This is a genomic window from Sporomusaceae bacterium (assembly GCA_031460455.1).
Classification (GTDB): domain Bacteria; phylum Bacillota; class Negativicutes; order Sporomusales; family UBA7701; genus Anaeroselena.
The window spans coordinates 119,491-142,783 of record JAVKTQ010000010.1 but is presented as its reverse complement, the minus strand read 5'-3'; the positions used below and the strand labels follow the sequence as shown (position 1 = coordinate 142,783).

The following is a 23,293-nucleotide window of genomic DNA, read 5'->3' as shown; positions in this document are numbered from 1 at the left end:
GTACGGCACGCTCGCCTACGAGGATAAACGCCTTCAGGACGACCAGACGGCTTCCGACAGCTATGTGCCCAAGAAGAGCCACGCCCTCAGCGCCGGCCTGGCCGGCAATTTCGCCGACAGCTGGCTGGGCGGGGGGTTCAACAGCTTCAGCATCAGCCACTACCGGGGACGGCTGAGTATCGAGGACGCCGCCACGGCGACCAACGACGACGCGACCGCCAGGACGGCCGGCGGGTTCGCGAAAACGGTCTTCGTCTATCAGCGGCAGCAGTATTTGGCCAAAGACCTGAATTTTCACCTGAACTTCACCGGCCAACTGGCCGACAAGAATCTCGATTCGTCGGAAAAGCTCTTCCTCGGCGGCGCGGACGGCGTGCGGGCTTTCCCGCAGGGGGAAGCGGCCGGCGACGACGGCTACAAGCTGACGGGGGAAATCAGGTGGCGGCTGCCGGGCCTGTCGGCCGGCAAGGACAATGTATATCTGTCCGGCTTTTACGACTACGGCAGCGTAACGGTCAACCACAAACCGTGGGCGGGAGCGGGCGAGCAGAACCGCCGCAGCCTGATGGGGGCGGGCCTGGGCGTGCTGTGGGCGCACAGCCCGGACTTCGTGCTCAGGCTCGACTATGCCTGGAAGATCGGCCGCGAGCAGGCGACGGCAGATACGGATAAAAACGGACGGCTCTGGCTACAGGGCGTGAAATATTTTTAGGGTTTTGCAAGGAGGTATCGCTATGCAAAGGAAATGGCGACGCAATTGGCAGCGGGCCATAGCAAAAACCGTGCTGCCGCCGGTGGCGGCGGGGATGCTGATGCTGGGCGCGTACGGGCCGGCGTGGGCGGCCCCGAGCGGCGGGGTGGTGACGGGCGGCACGGCGACGATCGCGACGAGCGGCGCTACGACGACGGTCACGCAGACGACGAACAGGGCGGCGATCAACTGGCAGAGCTTCGGCATCGCCGCGGGCGAGGCGGTGAACTTCGTGCAGCCGTCGGCGTCGGCCGTGGCATTAAACCGGGTGGTGGGCAACAGCGCCTCGAACATTTACGGGTCGCTGACGGCCAATGGCAAGGTGTACCTGATAAATCCGAGCGGCATATTGTTCGCGCCGGGGGCGCAGGTGAACGTGGGCGGCCTGGTGGCGTCGACGCTCAATATGGCGGACAGCGATTTCATGAACGGCAAATACATATTCACGAAGAACGGCAGCGCCGGTGCGGTCATCAACCAGGGCACGATAACGGCCGGCGACCATGCGGTATTCATCGGTCCGCAGGTCAAAAACGAGGGCACGGTGGCGGCGCGGGTGGTCGGCCTGACGGCGGGTGACAAGGTGAGCCTCGATTTTTCCGGGGACAAGCTGCTGAACGTCACCGTCGATACGGCGGCGGCGGGCAGCAGCGTCACCAACAGCGGCACGATTACCGCGCCCGGCGGTCTGGTGCTGATGACGACCGGGACGATGGACGCGCTACTAAATACAGTCGTCAACAATACCGGTGTGATAAGGGCGCAGACGGTGAGCACCGAGCGCGGCGTGATAAAGCTGATCGGCAGCACGGCGAACGTGAGCGGTACGCTGGACGCGTCGGCGCCCCAGGGCGGCGACGGCGGCTTCATCGAAACCTCGGGGGCCAGCGTAAATATCGCCCCCGACACGAAAATCACGACGGCGGCGCCGGCCGGCAAGACCGGCAAATGGCTCCTCGACCCCACCGATCTCACCGTCGACTTCGCAATGGCGACAGCCATAATGAACAACCTCGCCAACACCGACAGCGAACTTAACAGCACCGGCAGCATCAACGTCAACGCCCCCATCACCTGGAGCGCCAACGAGTTGGCCTTCATCGCGACCAAGGACATAAACATCAACGCCGTCCTCACCGCCAACGGCACGGCCTGGCTCTACCTCGGGGCGGGCAGCGGCAAGGTCAACATGGGCAGGAACGCCGACGGCACCTTCAAAGGCCGGGTGGATTTTCCCGGACGCTCCGGCAGCGGTTTTTTCATGATCAACCTTAAGAACTACACCGTCATCAACTCGCTGGGGGCGGCGGGCAGCACAACCACGACCGACCTCCAGGGGATAAACGGCAACGTCGCCGGCTATTACGCCCTCGGCGCCGACATCGACGCCAGCGAAACAAGCGGCTGGAACGGCGGCGCAGGCTTTGTGCCCCTTGGCGACCCCTACACGGCGAGCGCCTTTACTGGCATCTTCGAGGGTCTGGGACACACCATCGGCAACCTGACTGTCAAGCCTGCCACCGCCAGCGTCGGCTTGTTCGGCACCCACCAGGGCACCATCCGCAACGTGGGGCTGAAAGACGTAACCGCCGCAGGCGCCGGCACCAGCTATGTCGGCGGCCTGGCGGCCTATAGCACCGGCAGCATCGCCAACACGTATGTCACCGGCACAGTCAGCGGCGGCACCAATGCCCAGGTCGGCGGCCTGGTGGGAATTAACAACGGGAGTATCGCCAACTCCTACAACACCGCCGCTGTCACCGGCGGCAGCAATGCCAATGTCGGCGGCCTGGTCGGCGATAACAGCGGTACCATCACCGGCTCCGCCAGCACCGCCGGCACGGTAAGCGGCAGCAGCAGCGGCTACACCGGCTCTTACGGCGGCCTGGTCGGAGTTAACCGCGGCACAGTTACCGGCTCTTATAGCACCAGCCCGGTCAACTGGACGCTCGGCAACTCTGTCGGCGGTCTGGCGGGGTGGAACGATGGCGGCACCATCACAAACTCGTACAGCACCGGCACGGTAAGCGGCAGCAGCGCCTGGGTCGGCGGCCTGGTGGGAGTTAACAATGGCACCATCGTCAACTCCTACAGCGCCGGCAGCGTCAGCGGCAGCGGCTCCTACGCCGTCGGCGGCCTGGTGGGCGTGGTGAGTGGCGGCACAGTAACCGGCGGCTACTGGGACATACAGACCTCGGGCCTCGGCACCAGCGCCGCCGGCACCGGCCTGACGACAGCCAATATGCGACAGGCATCCCAATACGCCGGCTGGGGCTTCGACGCGAACGGGATTTCCGCCGACGGCGTCTGGCGCATCTACAGCGGCCACAGCAATCCCCTGCTGAGGAGTTTTCTCACGCCGCTCACCGTCACCTCCTTTAACGGCGGCAAGACCTATGACGGTACGACGGCGACCTCGCTCGGCGTATTCTATTCTGCCACGCCCAACAACTACCTGGCGGGCACCGCCGTTGTCACCGCCGTCAGCAAAAACGCTGGCGCTCAGTCCGCCCGCGCCAGCGGTCTCTACTCCACCGACCAGCGGGGCTACGACATCACCTACGCCGCCGGGATACTGGTGATAAACCAGCGGGATATCACCGTCACGGCGAGCGGCGTGAACAAGATATACGACGGCACGACCGGCGCCGCCGTCAACTACGGCGATAACCGCGTGAGCGGCGACAGTCTGGCGGTGAGCGGCACGGCGACCTTCGCCGACAAGAACGCCGGAACAGGCAAGGCGGTGAGCGTGACCGGCATCACCCTTAGCGGCGCCGACGCCGGCAACTACAACCTGACAGGCACCACGGCGTCAACGACGGCGGATATCGCCAAGGCGACGCTGACGGTGACGGCCGACAATGCCGCCAAGACGCAGGGGCAGACCAACCCGGCCTTCACCGCCAGCTACAGCGGCCTGGGGGCGGGCGACACCGCCGCCTCGCTTACCGGCGGCCTGACCTTCGCCACGGGGGCGACCGCCACTTCGCCGGCGGGCAGCTATGCTATCAACCTGACCGGCACGCTGGCCTCACCCAACTATATCGTCAGCTATGTAAACGGCGTGCTGACGGTAAGGGCGGCCACCAACCCGGCCTACACCGGCGCGGTGGGCGGCGCGTTTCAACTGGCCGGAGGCGGCGGACTGGGCGGCATAGGCAGCGGGACCGGCGGCACAGGCTTAGGTGGCGGACTAGGTGGCGGCAGCCTGGGCGGTACAGGCTTCGGAGGCGGCGGTTTTGCAGGAGGAATGGGCGGCAGCCTCGGAAGCGGGACCGGCGGCCTGGGCGGCACCACGGCCCTTGGCGGTCTGCTGGGCATCAGCGGCGGCGGTATAAACACCGGCGGGGCGGGCCCAGGCGGCCGGGGGCAGAACCAATAGAGCGGCCGCTGTCTTTGCGGTATGGGAAAAATGAATATTGCGAATATGGCCGGAGGTATTGACCGGCGCGAAAAGTCTGTGGTATAGTAACGACAATATAAAAAGCAAGGGCGCTTTGGAGCATGGCTCCGGAGCGCCTTTTTATATTATTATCCCTACAACCCAATATTGTTCGTAGTGCTTACCAGCATGATAGCATCGGGGCTAATAAACAGCTGTTTATTGGCCCCGATGCGTTCATATACAGGTTTAATCAGGGAGGTGAGGGTCTTCGCGGTCGCAAGGAAAAAATAAAGGCTTCATGAGTACGGGCATACCCATGAAGCCGGCGCACATCTTCCCCCCAGCGGCTAAACCAGGGTTATTCGACATGCTTAGTTTTCATTATAGCCGGGGCTACAGTGTTTTTCAAGAAGCGAATCGAGGAGGTTATTGATATGCGACAAGTGGCTATATACGGTAAGGGCGGGATCGGTAAATCGACGACGACCCAGAATACGGTGGCGGCTTTGGCCGAAGCCGGCAAGAAGGTAATGGTGGTCGGCTGCGACCCGAAGGCCGACTCGACCCGCCTGCTGCTGGGCGGCCTGTGCCAGAAGACGGTGCTGGACACGCTGCGGGACGAGGGCGACGATATCGAGCTTGATGAAATTCTCAAACCCGGTTTCAGGGATACCCGCTGCGTTGAATCGGGCGGTCCCGAGCCTGGCGTCGGCTGCGCCGGCCGCGGCATCATCACTTCGATCAATATGCTGGAGTCGCTGGGGGCGTATACCCCCGATCTGGATTACGTATTTTACGATGTGCTCGGCGACGTGGTGTGCGGCGGGTTTGCAATGCCCATCCGCGAGGGCAAGGCGGAAGAAATCTATATCGTGGCTTCGGGTGAGCTGATGGCTCTGTATGCCGCCAACAACATCGCCAAAGGCATCCAGAAATACGCGGCCAACGGCAAGGTCAGGCTGGGCGGCATTATCTGCAACAGCCGCAAGGTCGACAACGAGCTGCCGCTGCTGCAGGCGTTCGCCGAAGAGCTAGGCTCCCAGCTTATCTATTTCGTGCCGCGGGATAATCTGGTGCAGCGGGCTGAGATTAACAAAAAGACGGTTGTCGATTTCGATCCCGAGGCCGGCCAGGCGAACGAATACCGGTGTTTGGCCGCGGCTATAGACAATAACAAGATGTTTGTCATCCCCAAACCGATGACGCAGGACCGGCTGGAAGAGCTGATGATGCAGCACGGTTTTCTCGACGCGATAGCTTAGAGAGATTGAAGGGAGACGAGGATATGTTACTCATTCGCGCAATCGTCAGGCCGGAGAAGAAGGACGAGGTGCTTGCCGAGTTATCGCGGGCCGGTTTCCACGCCGCTACGGTCGTCGATGTCGTCGGCCGCGGCAAGCAAAAGGGCATCAAGATCGGCGGCATCGTTTACGACGAAATTCCCAAGTCGCTCATTCTCATGGCTGTTCGCGACGAGGATAAGGACGACGTCGTCCGCACGGTGCTGGCCGCGGCCAAAACGAGCGAAAAAGGCGCCTACGGCGACGGCAAGGTGTTCGTCAGCCCGCTGGAGGAGGCTTACACCATTTCCAGCGGCGCCAAGGGTCTGTAGGGGGGCTGAAGATGAAAGAGATTATCGCGGTCATCCGCATGAACAAAACCAATGCCATGAAACGGGCCCTGGTCGAGGCCGGGGTGGCCGGCTTCACCGCCGCCAAGGTGTTGGGCCGGGGCAAACTGGTCGAGGACCCGGCGGTGATCGCCGAGCGCAAGGCGAAGCTGCTGGCTTTAGCCGGCGACGAGGTGGAGCCGGCGGAGACTGAGCAGCTTGTCGACGGCTTCCTGGACGGCTCGCGGCTCTTCCCCCGGCGGCTGTTCACCGTCATGGCTCACGACGGGGATGTGCCCCGCATCGTGGACGCGATCATGAAAGCCAACCGCACTACCAATAAGGTGGGCGACGGCAAAATCTTTGTACTGCCCGTCCTCGACGCCGTCCGCGTGCGGACGGGCGAAGCCGGCGACGCCGCCCTGTAAGAGAAGGAGGTATGGAAAATGGCCATGACTCTGGAGCAAATCAGCGAGATGCTGGCTAAATACCCGGCGAAGGTGGAAAAGAACCGCAAGAAGCATATCGTTATCAAAGATGCGGCGGCCGGTAGGCAGGAGATAGAAGCAAATACCCGCACCATCCCCGGCATTATCACTAACCGCGGCTGCGCCTACGCCGGCTGCAAGGGCGTGGTGCTCGGCCCGCTCAAGGATATGGTCCACATCACCCACGGACCGATCGGCTGCGCCTTCTATACCTGGGGCGCCCGCCGCAACAAGGCGAGGTCTGAGGACCCCGGCGAGAATTTCATGAATTATTGTGTTTCAACCGACATGCAGGAGAGCGATATCGTTTTCGGAGGCGAGAAGAAGCTGGCCAGGGTTATCGACGAGGTCGCGGAAATTTTCAAACCCAAGGCGATCACTGTTTCGGCAACCTGTCCGGTGGGGCTGATCGGCGACGATATCAACGCCGTGGCCAAGGCGGCCGAGGAGCGGCTGGGTATCCCCATCCTGGCGTTCAGCTGCGAAGGCTACAAAGGGGTGAGCCAGTCGGCCGGCCATCATATCGCCAACAACGGCCTGATGGAAAGGGTGATCGGCGCCGGCGACAGTGAGGAGGCCCCTGGCAAGTATCCTATCAATATCCTCGGCGAGTACAACATCGGCGGCGACAGCTGGGAGATCGAGCGGATACTGGAGGAGGTAGGCTACACCGTCGTGTCGGTCATGACGGGCGACGGCTCGTACGCTGATCTCCAGAACGCCCATACCGCCGAACTTAATCTCGTGCAGTGCCACCGCTCGATCAACTATATCGCCGGCATGCTGGAGACAAAGTACGGCACGCCGTGGCTGAAGGTCAACTTCATCGGCGTCGCCGCCACCGCCGAGTCGCTGCGCAATATGGCCCGCTACTTCGACGACCCGGCACTTACCGCGCGGACGGAGGAGGTCATCGCCCGCGAGCTCGCCCGGGTGGAGCCGCAGCTGGAGCAATACCGCAAGCTGTGCGAGGGCAAGACGGCGTTCTGCTTTGTCGGCGGGTCGCGCGGCCACCACTACCAGGGCCTGTTCGCCGAGCTGGGCATAGACACGGTGCTGGCCGGCTACGAGTTCGCCCACCGCGACGACTACGAAGGGCGGGAGGTCATCCCGGAAATAAAGACAGACGCCGACTCGAAAAACATCCCCGATCTCCATGTTGCCGCCGACGAGCGCCGTTTCCGCCTCAAGATGTCGCCGGAGAGGCTGGCGGAACTGAAGCGGCAGATCCCCCTTAGCTATTATGCCGGCATGCACGCCGACATGGCGGACGGCACGATCATGGTCGACGATCTCAACCACTATGAGACGGAGGAGTTCATCAAACTCCTGAAGCCCGACATTTTCGCCTCCGGCATCAAAGATAAGTATGTCGTGCAGAAGATGGGCATCCCGGCCAAGCAGCTGCATTCCTACGATTACAGCGGTCCCTACGCCGGTTTTAACGGCGCCGTGAATTTCGCCCGCGACGTGAGCATGGGTTTCGTTTCCCCGACCTGGAACTTCATCGTTCCCCCCTGGAAGGATGAGCCGCTTTTGACCGGCTCGGTAACCGAGGAAGGAGTGGCCTGAAATGCTTGACGCAACCCCCAAGGAATTTAACGAACGAGCCAGCGGCGGCATGATAAATCCCGCCAAGACCTGCCAGCCCATCGGCGCCATGTATGCCGCCCTGGGGGTACACGGCTGCCTGCCTCACAGCCACGGTTCGCAGGGCTGCTGCTCGTTTCACCGCATGCACCTCACCCGCCATTTCCGCGACCCGGTGATGGCCTCGACCAGTTCTTTCACCGAGGGCGCATCGGTCTTCGGCGGCGGCGCCAACCTGAAGACGGCGATCAAGAACATTTTCCAGATCTACAACCCGGACATCATCGCCGTCCATACCACCTGTCTGACCGAGACGATCGGCGACGATATCCCCAGCATCATAAAGGAAGCCGATGTACCGGCGGGTAAAGTTGTTTTTCACGCCAACACCCCCAGCTATCAGGGTTCCCATATCACCGGCTTCTCTAACATGACCAAGGCGATGGTCGCTTACTTCGCCGAGGCCACCGCCGCGATCAAGAAGGAGCAGGTCAACCTTATCCCCGGCTTTGCCAATCCGGGAGATATGCGGGAGATCAAGCGCATCGCCCGGCTGATGGGCGCGCCCTTCATCATGTTTCCCGACACCAGCGGCGTAGTCGACACGCCGATGACCGGCGAGTTTGTGATGTTCCCCAAGGGCGGGACGACGCTGGCCGAACTGGGCGACAGCGGCAACAGCAAGCTGACCGTGGCTCTCGGCCGGTTCGCGTCCAGCGACGCCGCCGAGGCGCTGGCCAAAAAGTGCAAGGTGCCGGCCGTCACTCTCAAGACGCCGATCGGCATCAAGGCCACCGATGCCCTGGTGATGGCGCTGAGGCGGGCCTTCGTCCGCGAGGTGCCGTGGGAGCTGGAGGAGGAGCGCGGCCAGTTGGTCGATATTATGACAGATACCCATTTTCATTTCCACGGCAAGAAGGTGGCTATTTTCGGCGACCCCGATATCGTCACCGGCCTGACGGAATTCGCCGTCAGCCTTGGTATGGCGCCCGCGCATGTTCTGACCGGCACGCCGGGCGGCGCCATCGGCTCGGATGTCGGCAGCTTCGAGGAGGACATCGCCGCGATCATCGGCCAGGCCGGCCTCAAGGCCAACATCAAGGCGGGGGGCGATCTGTTCACCCTTCACCAGTTGATCAAGAACGAGCCGGTCGATCTTTTGATCGGCAACACTTACGGCAAGTATATCGCCAGAGCGGAAGACGTCCCCTTCGTCCGCGTGGGGTTCCCCATCCTCGACCGCAGCGTCCATTCCTACCTGCCGGTCGTCGGTTACCGGGGGGCGATGCGGCTGATCGAGATGATCGCTGGCGCGTTGCTTGACAGGCAGGACCGCGACGCGGCCGACGAGGACTTTGAATTGGTAATGTAATAACTACCGCACCAGCGGGGAAAAGGGAGTGAAAACCATGGCGCAGGCTTTAGCGATCGACGGGCGGCAGGACTTTATCACGACAAAGGGCCGGCAGATAAGCCGCCTCAAATGCGACGACGACAGCATCGCCGGCGCCGTCAGCCAACGGGCCTGCGTCTACTGCGGGGCCCGCGTCGTCCTCAACCCCATCACCGACGCCATCCATCTGGTGCATGGCCCGATCGGCTGCGCCAGTTATACCTGGGACATTCGCGGCAGCCTCACGAGCGGCGCCGACCTGTATCGCAACAGCTTTTCCACCGACCTCAAGGAGCGGGACATCATCTTCGGCGGCGAGAAGAAGCTGGCCGCAGCCATCGACGAGCTTGTCGCCAAATACGCCCCTAAACTTGTTTTCGTCTATTCCACCTGCATCGTCGGCGTGATCGGCGACGATCTGGGGGCGGTAGCCAAAGCGGCGGCGAGCCGCCACGGCATCGAGGTCATCCCCGTGCAATCGAGCGGCTTCGCCGGCAACAAGGCCGCCGGCTACCGGGCGGCCTGCGACGCGCTTTTCCGCCTCGTCGCGCCGGGAACGGCGGCGGAGGCTGCGGCCGTCGGCAAGGACAGGAGCATCAATTATCTCGGCGACTTCAATTTGGCCGGCGAGGCGTGGATTATCCGCGATTATCTGGCGCAGGTCGGGGTTGACGTGAACGTGGTCTTTACCGGCGACGCCAGCTACGGCGAGCTGAAGAGAGCCACCCGCGCCCGCCTGAACATCATGCAGTGCGCCGGCTCGATGGCCTATCTGGCCAGCCGGCTGGAGGAAACCTACGGCATCCCCTATATGCGGGTTTCCTTCCTGGGACTGGCCGACACCGCCGACTCGCTCCGCCGCATCGCCGCCGCTTTGGGCGGCGGGGACATGAGCCGGCGGGCCGAGGAACTTATCGCCCGCGAAACGGCTGTTGTGCAGCCGGTGATCGACAGCTACCGGGCCAAGCTGGCCGGCAAGAAGGCGGCGGTGTACGTAGGCGGCGGCTTCAAGGCCATCTCGCTCATCAAGCAATTCCGCGAGCTGGGTATCGAGGTGGTGATGGTGGGCACCCAGACCGGCCGCAAGGAAGAATACGAGACCATCGATTCCCTGGTGGCCGACGGCACCGTTATCCTCGACGACGCCAACCCGGCGGAGCTGGAGAAATTTATGACCGAAAAGGGAGCCGATCTGCTGGTGGGCGGGGTCAAGGAACGGCCGCTGGCCTACAAGCTGGGGCGGGCCTTCATAGACCACAACCATGATCGCAAGCACCCGCTGTCCGGCTTCGCCGGCGCCGTCAATTTCGCGGCCGAAGTGTACACAACCCTCTGCTCGCCGGTGTGGCGGCAGGTGAAGACGGGAGGCGATCTGAGTGGCTGAGCTGAAAGCGGCGAAAAGCGTCAGCGAAAACCCCTGCCATATGTGCATGCCAATCGGCGGCATTCTGCCTCTCAAGGGCGTGGAAGGGTCGATGGTGCTCATCCACGGCTCTCAGGGATGCAGCACCTATATGCGTCGCACGATCGCCGAGCATTTCAACGAGCCTGTCGATGTCGCCTCCTCGGCCCTCAATGAGAAGGGCACCGTCTATGGCGGCGGGGAGAACCTCAAACAGGCGCTCGACAACATCCGCAGGGTCTATAATCCGCGGCTGATCGGCGTTCTCACCACCTGTCTGGCGGAGACGATCGGCGAGGATATCGAGCGGCTGGCGGCCGAGTATCTGGCTGAGCGCGGCCTGACCGATCTGGTCGTCGTGCCGGTGAACACGCCCGGCTATGGCGGCAGCCAAGCCGACGGCTACTACCTGGCCCTGCGGCGGATCGTCGCCGCCCTGGCTGTGCCGACATCGCGGCACGACAAGATCAACATCATCGCCGCCAACGTCAGTCCGGCCGATCTTCGCGAAATCAAACGCCTGCTGGTGGCGATGGACATCGAGTACACTCTGCTGCCCGACTTCGCCGACACCCTCGACCGGCCGTATGCGGAGCATTATACCAGGATGGCGCCGGGGGGTACGCCGCTGGCCGACATTCGGGCCATGACGGGGGCGGCGGCGACCATCGAGCTGGGGATGACGGTGGCGCCGGCTATCTCCCCCGGCCAGCTGCTGGCCGACGAATACGGCGTCGCTCTCCATCGCCTGCCCATCCCCATCGGGGTAGCGGCAACCGACCTCTTTCTGAGGACACTGCGGGAAATAACCGGCCGGAAGGCGCCGGACGACCTGCTGGCCGAGCGGGGCCGCCTGCTGGACGCGATGATCGATTCCCATAAGCATAATTTCGCCGGCCGCAGCGCTATTTTCGGCGAGCCGGAAATGGTCTACGCCGTGACGCGGACCTGCCTGGAGAACGGCATCTGGCCGACGGTGGTGGCGGCCGGCGGGGCCGGTGACGCAGCGGTTTCTCTTTTCAAGGCCGCGCTGGCCGAGTCGCCTGAGCCGAGCTATTTTCTCAGCGAGACCGACTTCGCCGAAATACGTTTCCGCAGCGCCGCGGCCGGGGTCAACGTCGCTATTGGACCATCGGACGGCCGCTATCTGACCGAGAAGGAGGGCATCCCGCTCGTCAGGCTGGGTTTCCCCATTCTTGACCGCATGGGCGGTCAGCGCATTCTTTCGGTCGGCTACACCGGGACGGCGAACCTCCTCGACCGCATCACCAACACGCTGCTGGACGCGAAGCATCATTCCTACCGGAGCAAACTGTACGAAGAATTTTACAAAGGCCGCAGGCTGCATATGGCCCCGGCCCAAGCGAGGTGAGAAAAATGGACGCCGAGCGCCATCCATGCTATTCAGCCGACGCCCAGCACAAGTTCGCCCGCCTCCACCTGCCGGTGGCGCCGGCCTGCAATATCAGCTGCAACTACTGCAGCCGCAAGTACGACTGTGTCAACGAAAGCCGGCCGGGGGTGACGAGCGAGGTGCTGTCGCCGGCGGCGGCGGCCGCGAAATTCTCGCTGGTGAAGGAGAAAATCGCCAACCTGAGTGTCGTGGGCATCGCCGGGCCGGGCGACGCCTTGGCCAATTGGCCCCGGACGCGCGAAACGCTGGAGCTCGTCCGGGCAAAAGACCCTGAGATAATTTTTTGCCTGTCGACCAACGGGCTGATGCTGCCCGAGTACGCCCAAGAAATCATCGCTCTTGGCGCCCGCCACGTGACGGTGACGGTCAACTGTGTGGATCCGGATATCGGCGCCGCCATTTACCGCCAGGTAACCTACAAGGGGGAAACCTACAGCGGCCGGGCGGGCGCCGAACTGCTGATGGCCAAGCAGCTCGCCGGCATCGCCGCCCTGGTGGCGGGCGGGGTGCTGGTAAAAGTGAATATCGTCATGATCGGTGGCGTCAACGACCGGCATATCCCGGCGGTCGTCAAGACGGTCAAAGACCTCGGCGTTTTCGTAACCAACATTATGCCGATGATCTCCGCTCCGGGCAGCGCCTTCGAGTATCTGCCCCAGACGAGCATGAAGGAAGTGACGGCGATGCGGGATCTCTGCCAGCTCGATATCCGCCAGATGCGCCACTGCCGTCAGTGCCGGGCCGATGCCGTCGGCTTGCTCGCCGAGGACCGCTCGGCCTAGTTCGGCCGGGTCTGCCAACCGGCAGTCGCCCCGCTGTCCGCGCCCCGGCCTTATGAGCATCGAAGCCTGCTTCACCGTCGAGCACTGCCTGTAGCAGGCGGTGGCCGCGCTGCGGCCGGAAAAGTGCAGCTAAGGGGGGATAAATAATGAAAAAACCCGATTATCATATTTTCGTCTGCACCAGTTCGCGCATCGGCGGCGTCCAGAAGGGCTTCTGCCATGCAAAGGGCGGCGTGGATATCATGGCCAGCTTCCTGGAAGAGATCGAGGAGCGGGAACTGGGCGGCCAGGTTTTCGTCACCAATACCGGCTGCTTCGGCGTCTGCGAGAAAGGGCCGATCGTGGTAGTTCATCCCGGCAACGTGTGGTATGGCTCGGTCACCCCCGCCGATGCGGCGGAAATTCTCGACGAGCATATCGAAGGCGGCCGGGTTGTCGAGCGGCTGGCTATCTAAATACGGAAAGAAGGGACGATTATGGCGCGGGAGGTAGCGGTATTTATTGACGAGGACGGCCTGACGGGAATTTTCGGCGAGCCGGGGAAGGTGCGCGTCTACCGGCGTCGGCAAAAGATCTGGACGGCGGAACGGGAAACGGATTTCGCAATGACCGCCGAGGGGGGGCTGAAGGGCCTCCGGCAGCAGCTTGGCGGGCTGGTGGCTTTCCTCGGCGAGTGCCGCATATTTGTGGCCCGCTCGATTGCCGGCGTACCGTATTACGAGCTGGAGAAGGCCGGCTTCAACATCTGGGAGCAAGCGGGCGAGCCGCTGGCCTATCTCGAAGAGGTATGGGCCGGGGAGGAGCGGGACAGGACGGCGAAAGCCGCGCAGCCGGCTGCCGCAGCCGAGCCGCTGGGGCCGACCGAGAAAGCCCCCGGACATTACTTTGTCTCCCTGAAGGAGATCCAGGCCAGGAACGCCGGCATCACGACCAAGCATGTTTTGCAGCCGTTCCTCCGCCGGGGGCGCTTCACCCTCCTGGAGGTCGTTTGCGAGCACCTGCCGCCTTGGCTGGAGATGGATCTTGGCGCCGGGGTGTTTACCTGGACGAGCGAAAAAGTCGGCGAGCGAGAGACGAGAATTGTTATTCGGAACGATGGGGCCGGGGTGAGGGGCAATGGAGAGGTCTTCGCCGGGCAAGGCGGTATATGTTGTTGACACAACGCTGCGGGACGGCGAGCAGGCGGCGGGGGTCGTATTCGGCAGAGCCGAAAAGCTGGCCATTGCCCGGCTGCTCGATGCCGTCGGCGTAGACCAGATCGAGGCCGGCACACCGGCCATGGGCGGCGAGGAGGCCGAGGCGGTCGGCATGATCGCTGCGGCCGGGCTGAAAGCGAGCATCATGGCCTGGTGCCGGGCTACGGTCGACGATATTGCGGCAGCCGTCGCCTGCGGGGTGGACGCTGTCGAAATATCAAGCCCGGTTTCCGACCTCCATATCCGCGATAAGCTAAGGGTGTCGCAGGCGGTGGTGCTGGTGAATACTATCACGGCGGTGGCGTACGCCCGCAAGCACGGCTTGTATATCTCCGTCGGCATGGAGGACGCCTCGCGGGCCGACGGGGAGTTCCTGCTGGAGTACATCCGCGCGGTTACCGCGGCCGGCGCCCGGCGGGTGAGGTATTGCGACACGGTGGGCATCCTCGACCCTTTGACGATGGCGGCCCGGATCGAGCGTCTGCGACGGGAGACGGGGGTGGAGATCGAAGTCCATGCCCATAACGATTTCGGGATGGCTACCGCCAATACGCTCGCCGCCTACCGGGCCGGCGCCCGCTTTCTGGGGGTGACGGTCAACGGTCTTGGGGAACGGGCCGGCAACGCTGCTCTGGAGGAGGTGCTGATGTTCCTGCGCCACAGCGGCGCCGACGCGGGCTATAATCTGGCGGGGGTGCAGACGCTGTGCCAATATGTGGCGGATGCCTCGGGGCGGATAATTCCCGCCTGGAAGCCGGTTGTGGGCCAGGCGATATTCCACCACGAATCCGGCATCCACGCCGACGGGGTGTTAAAAAATCCTTCGCTGTATGAGCCTTACGATCCGGCCGATGTAGGTCTGGAACGACGGATAGTCATCGGCAAACATTCCGGCAGGGCGGCACTGCTGCATAAAAGCCGGGAGCTGGGGCTGCCGATGAACGAGGAGCTGCTGGCCTCGGCTGCGGCCGGAATAAAAAGAGGGGTACTTAAAGTCAAGCGGTCTCTTACCGATGACGAAATACGCGCTATTGTCGGCGCTGCTGCCGGAAACATGCCTGGGTGCGGTTAAGGGACGGGTGGTTGGGGCGCCGTTTCCGGGAGGCGAGAGCAGGCGTATAGCGCTTGCCTGCGAAAAAAAACAACTCCCTTGCCTGCAGGCAAGGGAGTTTGGGTTTCCTGTTTTCTAGTAGCGTTTGTTTTGGCTGAAGCAGTCGCGGCAGTAAACGGGACGGTCCTGGCTCGGACGGAAGGGAACCTGGGTTGCTACTCCGCAGGTGGCGCAGGTCGCGTCGAACATTTCCCGCGTCTGGTAGCTGCCGCCGCGGCCGCCGTTGTTCTGCTGCTTGCGGGCTGCCCGGCACTCGGGGCAGCGGCCCGGCTCGTTGGTGAAGCCTTTTTCGGCGAAGAAATCCTGCTCGGCGGCAGTGAAGACGAAGTCGGCGCCGCAGTCGCGGCAGGTCAGGTTTTTGTCTTGACTCATATTGGAATAGCCTCCTCAATTGTTTTACCCAAATAGTGGATGGAGAATACTCATCGGGCTTCCCGCATTGAGAAGGTCAAATGAAAACTCTTCGTGGCCTATTGTATGGGCTCTTACACTATACCGTTAAACAGGGCAGGGAGTCAAGTGCAATCTAGGTGCCTCTTTAATAATATTAGGCTATTTCCCGGTGTAATTTAACTGAAGGGACAACATTGCGAAATTTCATTTAATAGTGTAAAATATAGATAGGAAAATGCTAAAAAAAATTAGGTAATTTCCGCGAGGACGAGGGCTGCGCCGGCTCGCGGTACGGAGGTAGCGCCTGTGAGCGAGTCTGGAAACGAGATAAAGGTGTATCTGTGGGCCCGTGAGGATGTGGAGAAAATGCTGGCTGCCAAGTACGGGAAGAAGCTTACGGCGGTAAACCACGCTAAGCTGGCTAAGCAGAACGAGCGACAGGCGAACTGGCTGAAGCAGGTTAGGTAGGAATGCCCGTGCCGGCGGCCGCCCCAGTTAGGCGGCAGGAAGGGCGGCAATAATAAGCCTGAAGAGGTCGGAGAAGGAGCTGCGCGGTGATAAATCCTCCATTGGATCAATTGCTGAAAAAAGCTGACAGCAAGTATACCCTGGCGGTGTTCGCCGCAAAACGGGCCCGCGAGATTATCGGCGGAGAGGCCGCGCTGGTCTCAAGCAGCTCGAATAGGCCGGTGACAATCGCCCTGGAAGAGATCGCCCAGGGTAAACTTGTCTATCGGCGGACGAAGACCGGCATCAAGTAGGAATGGCTTGCCCGGCGGCAACCGGCGCCGGGATGGTTATGGAAATATCGGCAATACAAAACAGGGAAGCGGCGGGAAAAAACGGGGAATACTAATATAGCTGTCTGATCGCCGCCAATTACTATGCGCGGGAGGGGTTAAATGGACGATGCGAAGCACCTCCGGACACCGGAGGAACAGCCCGAGAATCGCGACGGAGATGTCGCCCCGGATGAAAAAACCAAGAAACTTGATGAACTGATCGAGAAGTTTAACCGGGACAACCCGGCGAAAAATCCCAAGAGGACATACCGGGGTGTTTATTAATTTCTGCGGACATATTCCCGGCAATACCGATGGAGCAGGTGCTGCGGACGGTTCTGCTGAGGGGGAAATGAACGCTGGCCGGGAAGGAGCTAGAGTCATGATAGGCAGAGATTTGATGAAAGTTTATACCCTTGCTCCTGAAGAAATCGAAGCGCTGCTATTGACGGATTTCGGCGGCAGACTACAACCGGTCGACGGGGCGAAGCTTTCGAAGCTAAAACAGCAGCAGGCCAACACGGCGGCTTATAAAGCGCGGTTTGCGAAACCCAAAATATAATTATGCCATGCAGTCTGGAAGGTCGGGATATCCGGCCTTTTTTGTTTGCGGTCCGTTTTCCGGCGGAGTACGAAGGGTCAGGATAGGCGGAGCGGCGGTTTTCGGCCAGGCGGCAGGGATGGAGACTTTTTTATTGAATAGAGGAGAATAAAGGGCATAACGGCGGAGGAGGTTTTCCGACGCCGGACTGTATGGCCGCAAAGGAGGCTTTACCGTGGCAGGCAGCCAAACGCCGCTGGTGAAATCGGCATCCCGTACCCTGGACATCATCGGCTATATTGCCAAAAGCGCCAAACCGCCGAATTTCACCGCCATCCTGCATCATCTCGACATCCCGAAGAGCTCGCTGTCGCTGCTGCTGCACGAGCTGGTCAACAGCGATTACCTGGACTACGATCCCGATACGCGGGTGTATTATCCCGGCCTGAAGCTTATCCAGATAAGCGCCGTCTGCATGAACAACACCAATATTTCCCGCGAGATCGCCCTGGGCATCAAGAAGCTGAGCGACGAGTTCGGCGAGACGACCCACGCCGGCATTCTCGACGGGCGGCACATCGTTTATATCGCGAAGCACCACGGATCGCGCGACGTTAGCGTGGTGGCTACGATCGGCTACCGTATCCCGGCCCACGCCACCGCCATCGGTAAGGTGCTGCTGTCGACGCTGCCCCCCGAGGAGCTGAAGGCCCGCGTAGGCGGTGTGCAACTGGAGCGCTACACCGATAACACGATCACCGATTTCACGGCTCTAGCCGCCGAACTGGGCAAGGTGGCCGCGCAGGGCTTTGCCGTGGACGACCAGGAGATTATCCCCGGCGGCATTTGCGTGGCTGCGCCGATTATCGACAAGTCGAACAAAACGGTGGCGGCGCTGAGTGTGACGATGGCGGCCGGGCGGGCGTGGGACGGCGATACGATGCCGGCGGTGGTCGAGAAGGTCCGCGCGATGGCCGGGCATGTTTCGATGCGGCTGGGGAAGTTTTAAGGCCGCGCCGGCTGCCGGTACGGGCGGGTGACCGGGGAGGACGCGAAAAATTAGATAAATTTCTTGGCGGGCAGGCAGGAAAAGCATTACAGAGGCAAGAATACTGTCGCCATAAAGAACAGTTTTATTTTGTTCATATTAATGAACAGAGTTCGTCATATCGAACAACATGAGAATCCTGTAGTTCCCCTGCCTAAGTTGCGCGGCGGCAGAGGGAAAGGTAACTGGGTGTTTATGTGTTTATAATGATGAACGAAGTTCATGGATATGAACAAATTTAAGGACAGTCGCGCGGTCGGGCAGGAGCTTTGAACCGCCGCGGCCGCGGCTTTACGGCCGGGCGGACGCGACACTGTTCTGAGCTTGAAATGGGAGGAAAGCTGATGCAAAAAGAGTTTATGCTGGGCAACGAGGCCATCGCCCGCGCAGCGGCGGAGTCGGGGGTCAAAGTCGTCGCCGGCTATCCGGGGACGCCGGCTACCGAGATCGTCGATCTGTGCGGCGGGTATCCCGGAGTGTACGCCGAGTGGTCGACTAACGAGAAACACGCCTTCGAGGTGGCGACCGCCGCGTCGCTGACCAACCAGCGGTCGATGGCGGTTATGAAGCACAACGGCACCAATGCGGCGACGGATTTTTTGATGCACGTGAATTTCACCGGCATCCGCGCGGGGATGGTGCTGATCACCGCCGACGATCCGGGCGGTCTGTCGTCGCAGTGCGAGGAGGATACGCGGATACTTGTCCATAACTATGCCCATCTGCCGATGTTCGATCCGTCGAGCGTGCAGGAGGCGTATGCCATGACCAAGGCGGCGTTCGAGCTGTCGGAGAAGACTGAGCTGGTTTTCGCCCTTCGCCCGGTGATGCGCATCAACCACGCCGGCGGCATGGTGGAGTACGGCGCGGCGGCGCCCCAGAGCCGCCCGGCCGAGTTCGTGATCGACCGCAAGCGGTTCGTGATGTCGGCGGTGGTGGAGAAGGAATCGGGCGGCGAGCTGCGGCCGAAGATGCGGCACCGCTGGCTGAACGCCAAACAGGACGAGCTGAGGGCGCTGATGGAGGCTTCGCCGTTTAACCGGGCCGAGAAGGCGCCGGGCGAAGTCGGCTTCATCGGCTGCGGCATCGGCTACGCCTTTCTCAAGGAGGCGGAGCGCATCCACGGCGCCAAGCTGCCTATCCTCAAGCTGTCGACCCTGCCGCTGCCGGAGGGCAAGGTGCTCGATTTTGTGAGCGGCCTGAAGAAGGTCGTGGTGTTCGAAGAGGTCGAGCCGGTGGTCGAGAAGCTGATAAAAGAGTTGTGTTTCGAGCATAAGGTCGTGCTTGAGGTGCTGGGCCGCAGCGGCTATCTGCCCAAGGAGGGGGAGCTGTCGACCAATCTGGTGCTGACGGCGGTGGAGGCCGCGCTGGCCGGCAAACCGTATCCCGCCACGGTACAGGGCCAGTATGTTTCGGCACGCACGCGGACGCAGTGTTCCGGCTGCAGCCACCGCGGGCTGCTGGTCGCCCTGAAGGAGGTCGTGCGCAAGAACGGCGGCGTGGTTACCGGCGATATCGGCTGCCACGACGCGGGTACGTTCGAGCCGATGAATCTGCAGGCGACCATTTACTGCATGGGGTCGTCGATACCGATGGCTTACGGTATCAAGAAGGCCGGCTTCGACAAGCCGGTGTACGCGCTTATCGGCGATTCGACCTTTTTCCATAACGGCCTCACCGGACTGGCGAGCGCCATTTATAACGGCGGCGATATCACGGTGGTGATCGCCTACAATTCGACGACGGCGATGACCGGTTTCCAGCCCCACCCCGGCAGCGCCAACAATCTCAACCAGCCGGTGACGCCGATTGATCCCGGCGCGGTGGCGGCGGCGATGGGCGCGAAGGTGTTCCGCTGCAATCCCTATAATGTTGAGGAGACGGCCAGGGTGATCGGCGAGGCGACTGCGGAGACGGGCGTCAAGGTGGTTATCGCCGAGGCGCTGTGCTATCTGAAGTTCGGCCGCGAGGGCAAGATTTCGTTTACGCCGCGGCAGGTGGCGGTGGATGAGGCGGTGTGCAACGGCTGCGGCTTATGCGTGCGGACGTTCGGCTGCCCGGCCATCAGCCTGGCCGACAATAAGGCGGCGATCGAACCCAGCGGCTGTAACGGCTGCGGGGTGTGCGTATCGGTATGCAAGAGGGGGGCCATAAAATGAAGTTCGATTTAGTGATCGCCGGCGTCGGCGGCCAGGGGAACATCCTTGCTTCCCAAGTCGTCGCCAAGTGCGCGATGGATGCCGGCTATAATGTGGTGAATACGGAGACGAAGGGCGCTGCCCAGCGGGGCGGTTCGGTGCTGTCCCATGTGCGGATCGCCGACGGGGAGATTTTTTCGCCGCTGGTGCCGGCGGGCCAGGCGGATGTGCTGCTCGGCTTCGAGCCGCTGGAGGCGCTGCGCTATATCGGCCTGTTGAGCAAGAAGGGCACGTTCATCATCAACACGGCGCCGGTGCCGACCATCCTCGCCAATATGAAGGTGGACGAATACCCGAGCACCGAGCAGATCGTGGCGATTATCAAGGATAAGGGGCTTGCCGGCCATTTCCTGAATGCGACCAGGGCGGCCAAGGAGCTTGGCAACGTGCTGCTGACCAATGTGGTGATGCTGGGGGCGTTAACGGCGGTGAGCAACGTGCTGTCGCCCGACGTTATCCTGAAGAAGCTGCTGACGATGGTGGACGAGAAGTTTCACGCCGACGACAGCCGCGCGTTCGCGGTCGGCCGCGGCCTGATAGGCAAGGAGGGCTGATAATGGCGCTCATGACAGCGGCGCAGTATGAGGAAAGCCTGCGCAAGATGAAGTTCAACCTGTATCTGCTGGGGGAGAAGGTCGCCAGTCCGGTCGACCACCCCATTATCCGTCCGTCGCTGAATGCGGTGAAGATGACGTATTCCCTGGCGCACGACCCGGCCCACGAGGAGCTGATGACGGCGACGTCCAGCCTGACGGGGCGGAAGATCAACCGTTTCGCCCACCTGCACCAGAGCGCCGACGACCTGGTGAAGAAGGTGAAGATGCAACGGCTGCTGGGCCAGAAGACGGCGTCGTGCTTCCAGCGCTGTGTGGGCATGGACGCGATCAACGCCGTCGAGAGCGTGACGTTCGAGATGGACCGGGAACTGGGGACGGATTATCACGCTCGGTTCATCGATTTTGTCACCATGGTGCAGGACGGCGATCTGACGGTCGACGGGGCGATGACCGACCCCAAGGGCGACCGCAGCCTCCCGCCCCACAAGCAGGCCGACCCCGACCTTTTCCTCCGCGTGGTCGAGAAGCGGGCCGACGGTATTGTGGTGCGCGGGGCGAAGTGCCACCAGACGGGGGCGCTCAACTCGCACTGGATTCTGGTGATGCCGACGATCAGCATGGGTGAGGAGGACGCGGCTTATGCCGTGTGCTTCGCGGCGCCCGCCGACGCGGCCGGCATAACGTATATCTACGGTCGCCAGTCGTGCGATACCCGCAAGCTGGAGGGCGGGGAGATCGATACCGGCAACAGCACGTTCGGCGGGCACGAGTCGCTGGTGATTTTCGAGGATGTGTTCGTGCCGTGGAAGGATGTATTCATGTGCGGCGAGTACCGCTTCAGCGGTGCGCTTGTCGAGCGCTTCGCCGGGTACCACCGCCAGAGCTACGGCGGCTGCAAGGTGGGCGTGGGCGACGTGCTGATCGGCGCCGCCGCGCTGGCCGCCGAGTACAACGGCGCCGCGAAGGCGTCGCATGTCAAGGATAAGCTGATCGAGATGGTTCACCTCAACGAGACGCTGTACGCCTGCGGCATCGCCTGCTCGGCCGCCGGGGCGCGGACGGCCTCGGGGACGTACCTGATCGATATGCTGCTGGCCAATGTCTGTAAGCAGAATGTGACCCGCTTCCCGTACGAGATCGCCCGCCTGGCCGAGGATATCGCCGGCGGCCTGTTCGTGACCATGCCGTCGGAGCAGGATTTCCGCCACCCGGAGATCGGGCCGAAGCTTGAGAAGTACCTGGGCGGCACGGCGGGCGTGCCGACCGAGCACCGCCTGCGGATACTCAGGCTGGTGGAGAATCTGACGCTGGGAACGGCGGCGGTCGGCTACCGCACCGAGTCGATGCACGGCGCCGGCTCGCCCCAGGCGCAGCGGATCATGATCGCCCGCCAGGGCAACCTTGAGGCCAAAAAGGAATTGGCGAAGAAGATCGCCGGGATAGCCGGCAAAGATACTGTCTCCTAATAAGTACGAGCGAAAATGAAGTGGAGGAAGAAAAATGCGCTTTGAGCTGACCGAAGACCAATTGATGATGCAGAAGATGGTCCGCGAATTCGCCGAGAAGCAGATCGCTCCGGGAGCAGCCGAGCGGGACGAGAACGAGCGGCCTGACCGCGCGCTCCTCGACGCGATCGGCGAGCTTGGCCTCAACGGCATCTGTTTTCCCGAGAAGTACGGCGGCGCCGACGGCGACTATCTGAGCTATGTGCTGGCCGCCGAGGAGATCTGCAAGGCCGACGCCGGCATCGGCGTGTCTTACATGGCTACGGTGTCGCTGTGCGCCTGGCCGATTTTCGCCTATGGCTCGGAAGAGCAGAAGCAGAAATACCTCGTGCCGCTGGTGGAGGGTAAAAAGGTGGGCGCTTTCGCTCTCACCGAGCCGAACGCCGGCACCGACGCCGCTTCCCAGCAGACGGTGGCTGTCGACAAGGGCGATCACTACCTGTTGAACGGCAGTAAGATTTTTATCACCAACGGCGGCGAGGCCGAGACCAACGTTGTTTTTGCCATGACCGACAAGACGAAGGGCGTCAAGGGCATCAGCGCCTTTATCCTGGAGAAGGGCATGCCCGGCTTCACCTTCGGCAAGAAGGAGCACAAGATGGGCATCCGCTCTTCGCAGACCCAGGAGCTGATTTTCCAGGATGTGAAGGTGCCGAAGGAAAACATGCTCGGCAAGGAGGGCGAAGGGTTCAAGATCGCTATGTCGACCCTCGACGGCGGCCGCATCGGCATCGCCACCCAGGGGCTGGGCATCGCCCAGTCGGCTCTCGACCAGGCAATCAAATACTCGAAGGAGCGGGTGCAGTTCGGCAAGCCGATTTCCGCCAACCAGGCCATCGCCTTTATGCTGGCCGACATGGCTGTCAAGGTCGACTGCGCCAGGCTGCTGACTTACCGGGCCGCCTACAACAAGGAGAACGGCCTGCCGTATTCCAAGGAAGCGGCGATGGCGAAGCTGTACGCGTCCGATATCGCTATGGAGGTGTCCACCGACGCCGTGCAGGTCTTCGGCGGCTACGGCTACAGCCGCGAGTACCCGGTCGAGCGCCTGATGCGCGACGCCAAGATCGCCCAGATCTACGAGGGCACCAACCAGGTGCAGAAGATGGTCATTTCGGGAGCCATTCTCCGCTAACGGAAAGAGA

The 23,293-nt window shown here is 62.0% G+C and carries 23 protein-coding genes; 22 read left to right on the top strand and 1 reads right to left on the bottom strand.

The features are described from left to right. The 13 genes from RIN56_14880 to nifV all read left to right on the top strand — a co-directional run. Nucleotides 1-712 (top strand): ShlB/FhaC/HecB family hemolysin secretion/activation protein (locus RIN56_14880; protein ID MDR7868079.1); only part of this gene is annotated, 712 nt, incomplete at its 5' end. A 22-nt stretch (nt 713-734) separates the two neighbouring features. Next, complete coding sequence (locus RIN56_14875) at nt 735-4,136, top strand: filamentous hemagglutinin N-terminal domain-containing protein (protein ID MDR7868078.1); 3,402 nt, start codon at nt 735-737, stop codon at nt 4,134-4,136. Between the two features lie 437 nt (nt 4,137-4,573). Continuing rightward, entirely contained in the window at nt 4,574-5,401 is an 828-nt protein-coding gene (gene nifH, locus RIN56_14870) for a nitrogenase iron protein (GenBank protein ID MDR7868077.1), read from the top strand. Nucleotides 5,402-5,424: 23 nt separating this feature from the next. After that, nucleotides 5,425-5,751 carry a P-II family nitrogen regulator gene (locus RIN56_14865; protein MDR7868076.1) on the top strand — a complete coding sequence of 109 codons (327 nt, stop codon included), beginning with the start codon at nt 5,425-5,427 and terminating at the stop codon, nt 5,749-5,751. Between the two features lie 11 nt (nt 5,752-5,762). After that, nucleotides 5,763-6,176, top strand: a complete 414-nt coding sequence (locus RIN56_14860; protein MDR7868075.1) for a P-II family nitrogen regulator — start codon at nt 5,763-5,765, stop codon at nt 6,174-6,176. Nucleotides 6,177-6,194: 18 nt separating this feature from the next. After that, complete coding sequence (gene nifD / locus RIN56_14855) at nt 6,195-7,808, top strand: nitrogenase molybdenum-iron protein alpha chain (GenBank protein MDR7868074.1); 1,614 nt, start codon at nt 6,195-6,197, stop codon at nt 7,806-7,808. Between the two features lies 1 nt (nt 7,809). Beyond that, on the top strand, nt 7,810-9,198 hold the full coding sequence (nifK, locus tag RIN56_14850; protein MDR7868073.1) for a nitrogenase molybdenum-iron protein subunit beta: 1,389 nt from the start codon (nt 7,810-7,812) through the stop codon (nt 9,196-9,198). Between the two features lie 37 nt (nt 9,199-9,235). After that, nucleotides 9,236-10,603 carry a nitrogenase iron-molybdenum cofactor biosynthesis protein NifE gene (nifE, locus tag RIN56_14845; protein MDR7868072.1) on the top strand — a complete coding sequence of 456 codons (1,368 nt, stop codon included), beginning with the start codon at nt 9,236-9,238 and terminating at the stop codon, nt 10,601-10,603. After that, a complete protein-coding gene (locus RIN56_14840; GenBank protein ID MDR7868071.1) occupies nt 10,596-11,993 on the top strand; it encodes a nitrogenase component 1 in 1,398 nt (465 codons plus the stop codon). The genes nifE and RIN56_14840 overlap by 8 nt, the downstream gene beginning before the upstream one ends. Nucleotides 11,994-11,998: 5 nt before the next feature. Then, entirely contained in the window at nt 11,999-12,817 is an 819-nt protein-coding gene (nifB, locus tag RIN56_14835; GenBank protein MDR7868070.1) for a nitrogenase cofactor biosynthesis protein NifB, read from the top strand. A 146-nt stretch (nt 12,818-12,963) separates the two neighbouring features. Beyond that, nucleotides 12,964-13,272, top strand: coding sequence for a 2Fe-2S ferredoxin (locus tag RIN56_14830; protein MDR7868069.1), 309 nt, complete (start codon nt 12,964-12,966; stop codon nt 13,270-13,272). 21 nt (nt 13,273-13,293) lie between these two features. After that, a complete protein-coding gene (locus tag RIN56_14825; protein ID MDR7868068.1) occupies nt 13,294-13,974 on the top strand; it encodes a Fe-only nitrogenase accessory AnfO family protein in 681 nt (226 codons plus the stop codon). Then, the gene (gene nifV / locus RIN56_14820; protein ID MDR7868067.1) at nt 13,934-15,085 is read left to right on the top strand and encodes a homocitrate synthase; all 1,152 of its coding nucleotides are present in this window, start codon (nt 13,934-13,936) and stop codon (nt 15,083-15,085) included. Before RIN56_14825 ends, nifV begins: the two co-directional genes overlap by 41 nt. Nucleotides 15,086-15,199: 114 nt before the next feature. Here the strand turns inward: nifV and RIN56_14815 are convergent, their stop codons facing one another. Then, nucleotides 15,200-15,496 carry a zinc-ribbon domain containing protein gene (locus RIN56_14815; protein ID MDR7868066.1) on the bottom strand — a complete coding sequence of 99 codons (297 nt, stop codon included), beginning with the start codon at nt 15,494-15,496 and terminating at the stop codon, nt 15,200-15,202. Between the two features lie 327 nt (nt 15,497-15,823). On the opposite strand from RIN56_14815, the gene RIN56_14810 reads away from it, so the two are divergent. From RIN56_14810 to RIN56_14770, 9 genes are all read left to right on the top strand, one after another. Beyond that, nucleotides 15,824-15,985 carry a hypothetical protein gene (locus RIN56_14810; protein ID MDR7868065.1) on the top strand — a complete coding sequence of 54 codons (162 nt, stop codon included), beginning with the start codon at nt 15,824-15,826 and terminating at the stop codon, nt 15,983-15,985. Between the two features lie 86 nt (nt 15,986-16,071). Further along, complete coding sequence (gene rpoZ / locus RIN56_14805; GenBank protein MDR7868064.1) at nt 16,072-16,278, top strand: DNA-directed RNA polymerase subunit omega; 207 nt, start codon at nt 16,072-16,074, stop codon at nt 16,276-16,278. Between the two features lie 141 nt (nt 16,279-16,419). Continuing rightward, the gene (locus tag RIN56_14800; GenBank protein ID MDR7868063.1) at nt 16,420-16,584 is read left to right on the top strand and encodes a hypothetical protein; all 165 of its coding nucleotides are present in this window, start codon (nt 16,420-16,422) and stop codon (nt 16,582-16,584) included. Continuing rightward, nucleotides 16,574-16,861, top strand: a complete 288-nt coding sequence (locus RIN56_14795) for a hypothetical protein (GenBank protein ID MDR7868062.1) — start codon at nt 16,574-16,576, stop codon at nt 16,859-16,861. The genes RIN56_14800 and RIN56_14795 overlap by 11 nt, the downstream gene beginning before the upstream one ends. A gap of 214 nt (nt 16,862-17,075) precedes the next feature. Then, nucleotides 17,076-17,849: an IclR family transcriptional regulator gene (locus RIN56_14790; protein MDR7868061.1), complete on the top strand. Its 774-nt coding sequence runs from the start codon at nt 17,076-17,078 to the stop codon at nt 17,847-17,849. A gap of 383 nt (nt 17,850-18,232) precedes the next feature. Next, nucleotides 18,233-20,047 (top strand): thiamine pyrophosphate-dependent enzyme, encoded by a 1,815-nt coding sequence (locus tag RIN56_14785; protein ID MDR7868060.1) that lies wholly within the window; start codon nt 18,233-18,235, stop codon nt 20,045-20,047. Then, complete coding sequence (locus RIN56_14780) at nt 20,044-20,640, top strand: indolepyruvate oxidoreductase subunit beta (GenBank protein MDR7868059.1); 597 nt, start codon at nt 20,044-20,046, stop codon at nt 20,638-20,640. The genes RIN56_14785 and RIN56_14780 overlap by 4 nt, the downstream gene beginning before the upstream one ends. A 2-nt stretch (nt 20,641-20,642) precedes the next feature. Further along, complete coding sequence (locus tag RIN56_14775; protein ID MDR7868058.1) at nt 20,643-22,109, top strand: 4-hydroxyphenylacetate 3-hydroxylase family protein; 1,467 nt, start codon at nt 20,643-20,645, stop codon at nt 22,107-22,109. A 34-nt stretch (nt 22,110-22,143) separates the two neighbouring features. Then, complete coding sequence (locus RIN56_14770; GenBank protein ID MDR7868057.1) at nt 22,144-23,283, top strand: acyl-CoA dehydrogenase; 1,140 nt, start codon at nt 22,144-22,146, stop codon at nt 23,281-23,283. Nucleotides 23,284-23,293 lie beyond the last annotated feature (10 nt).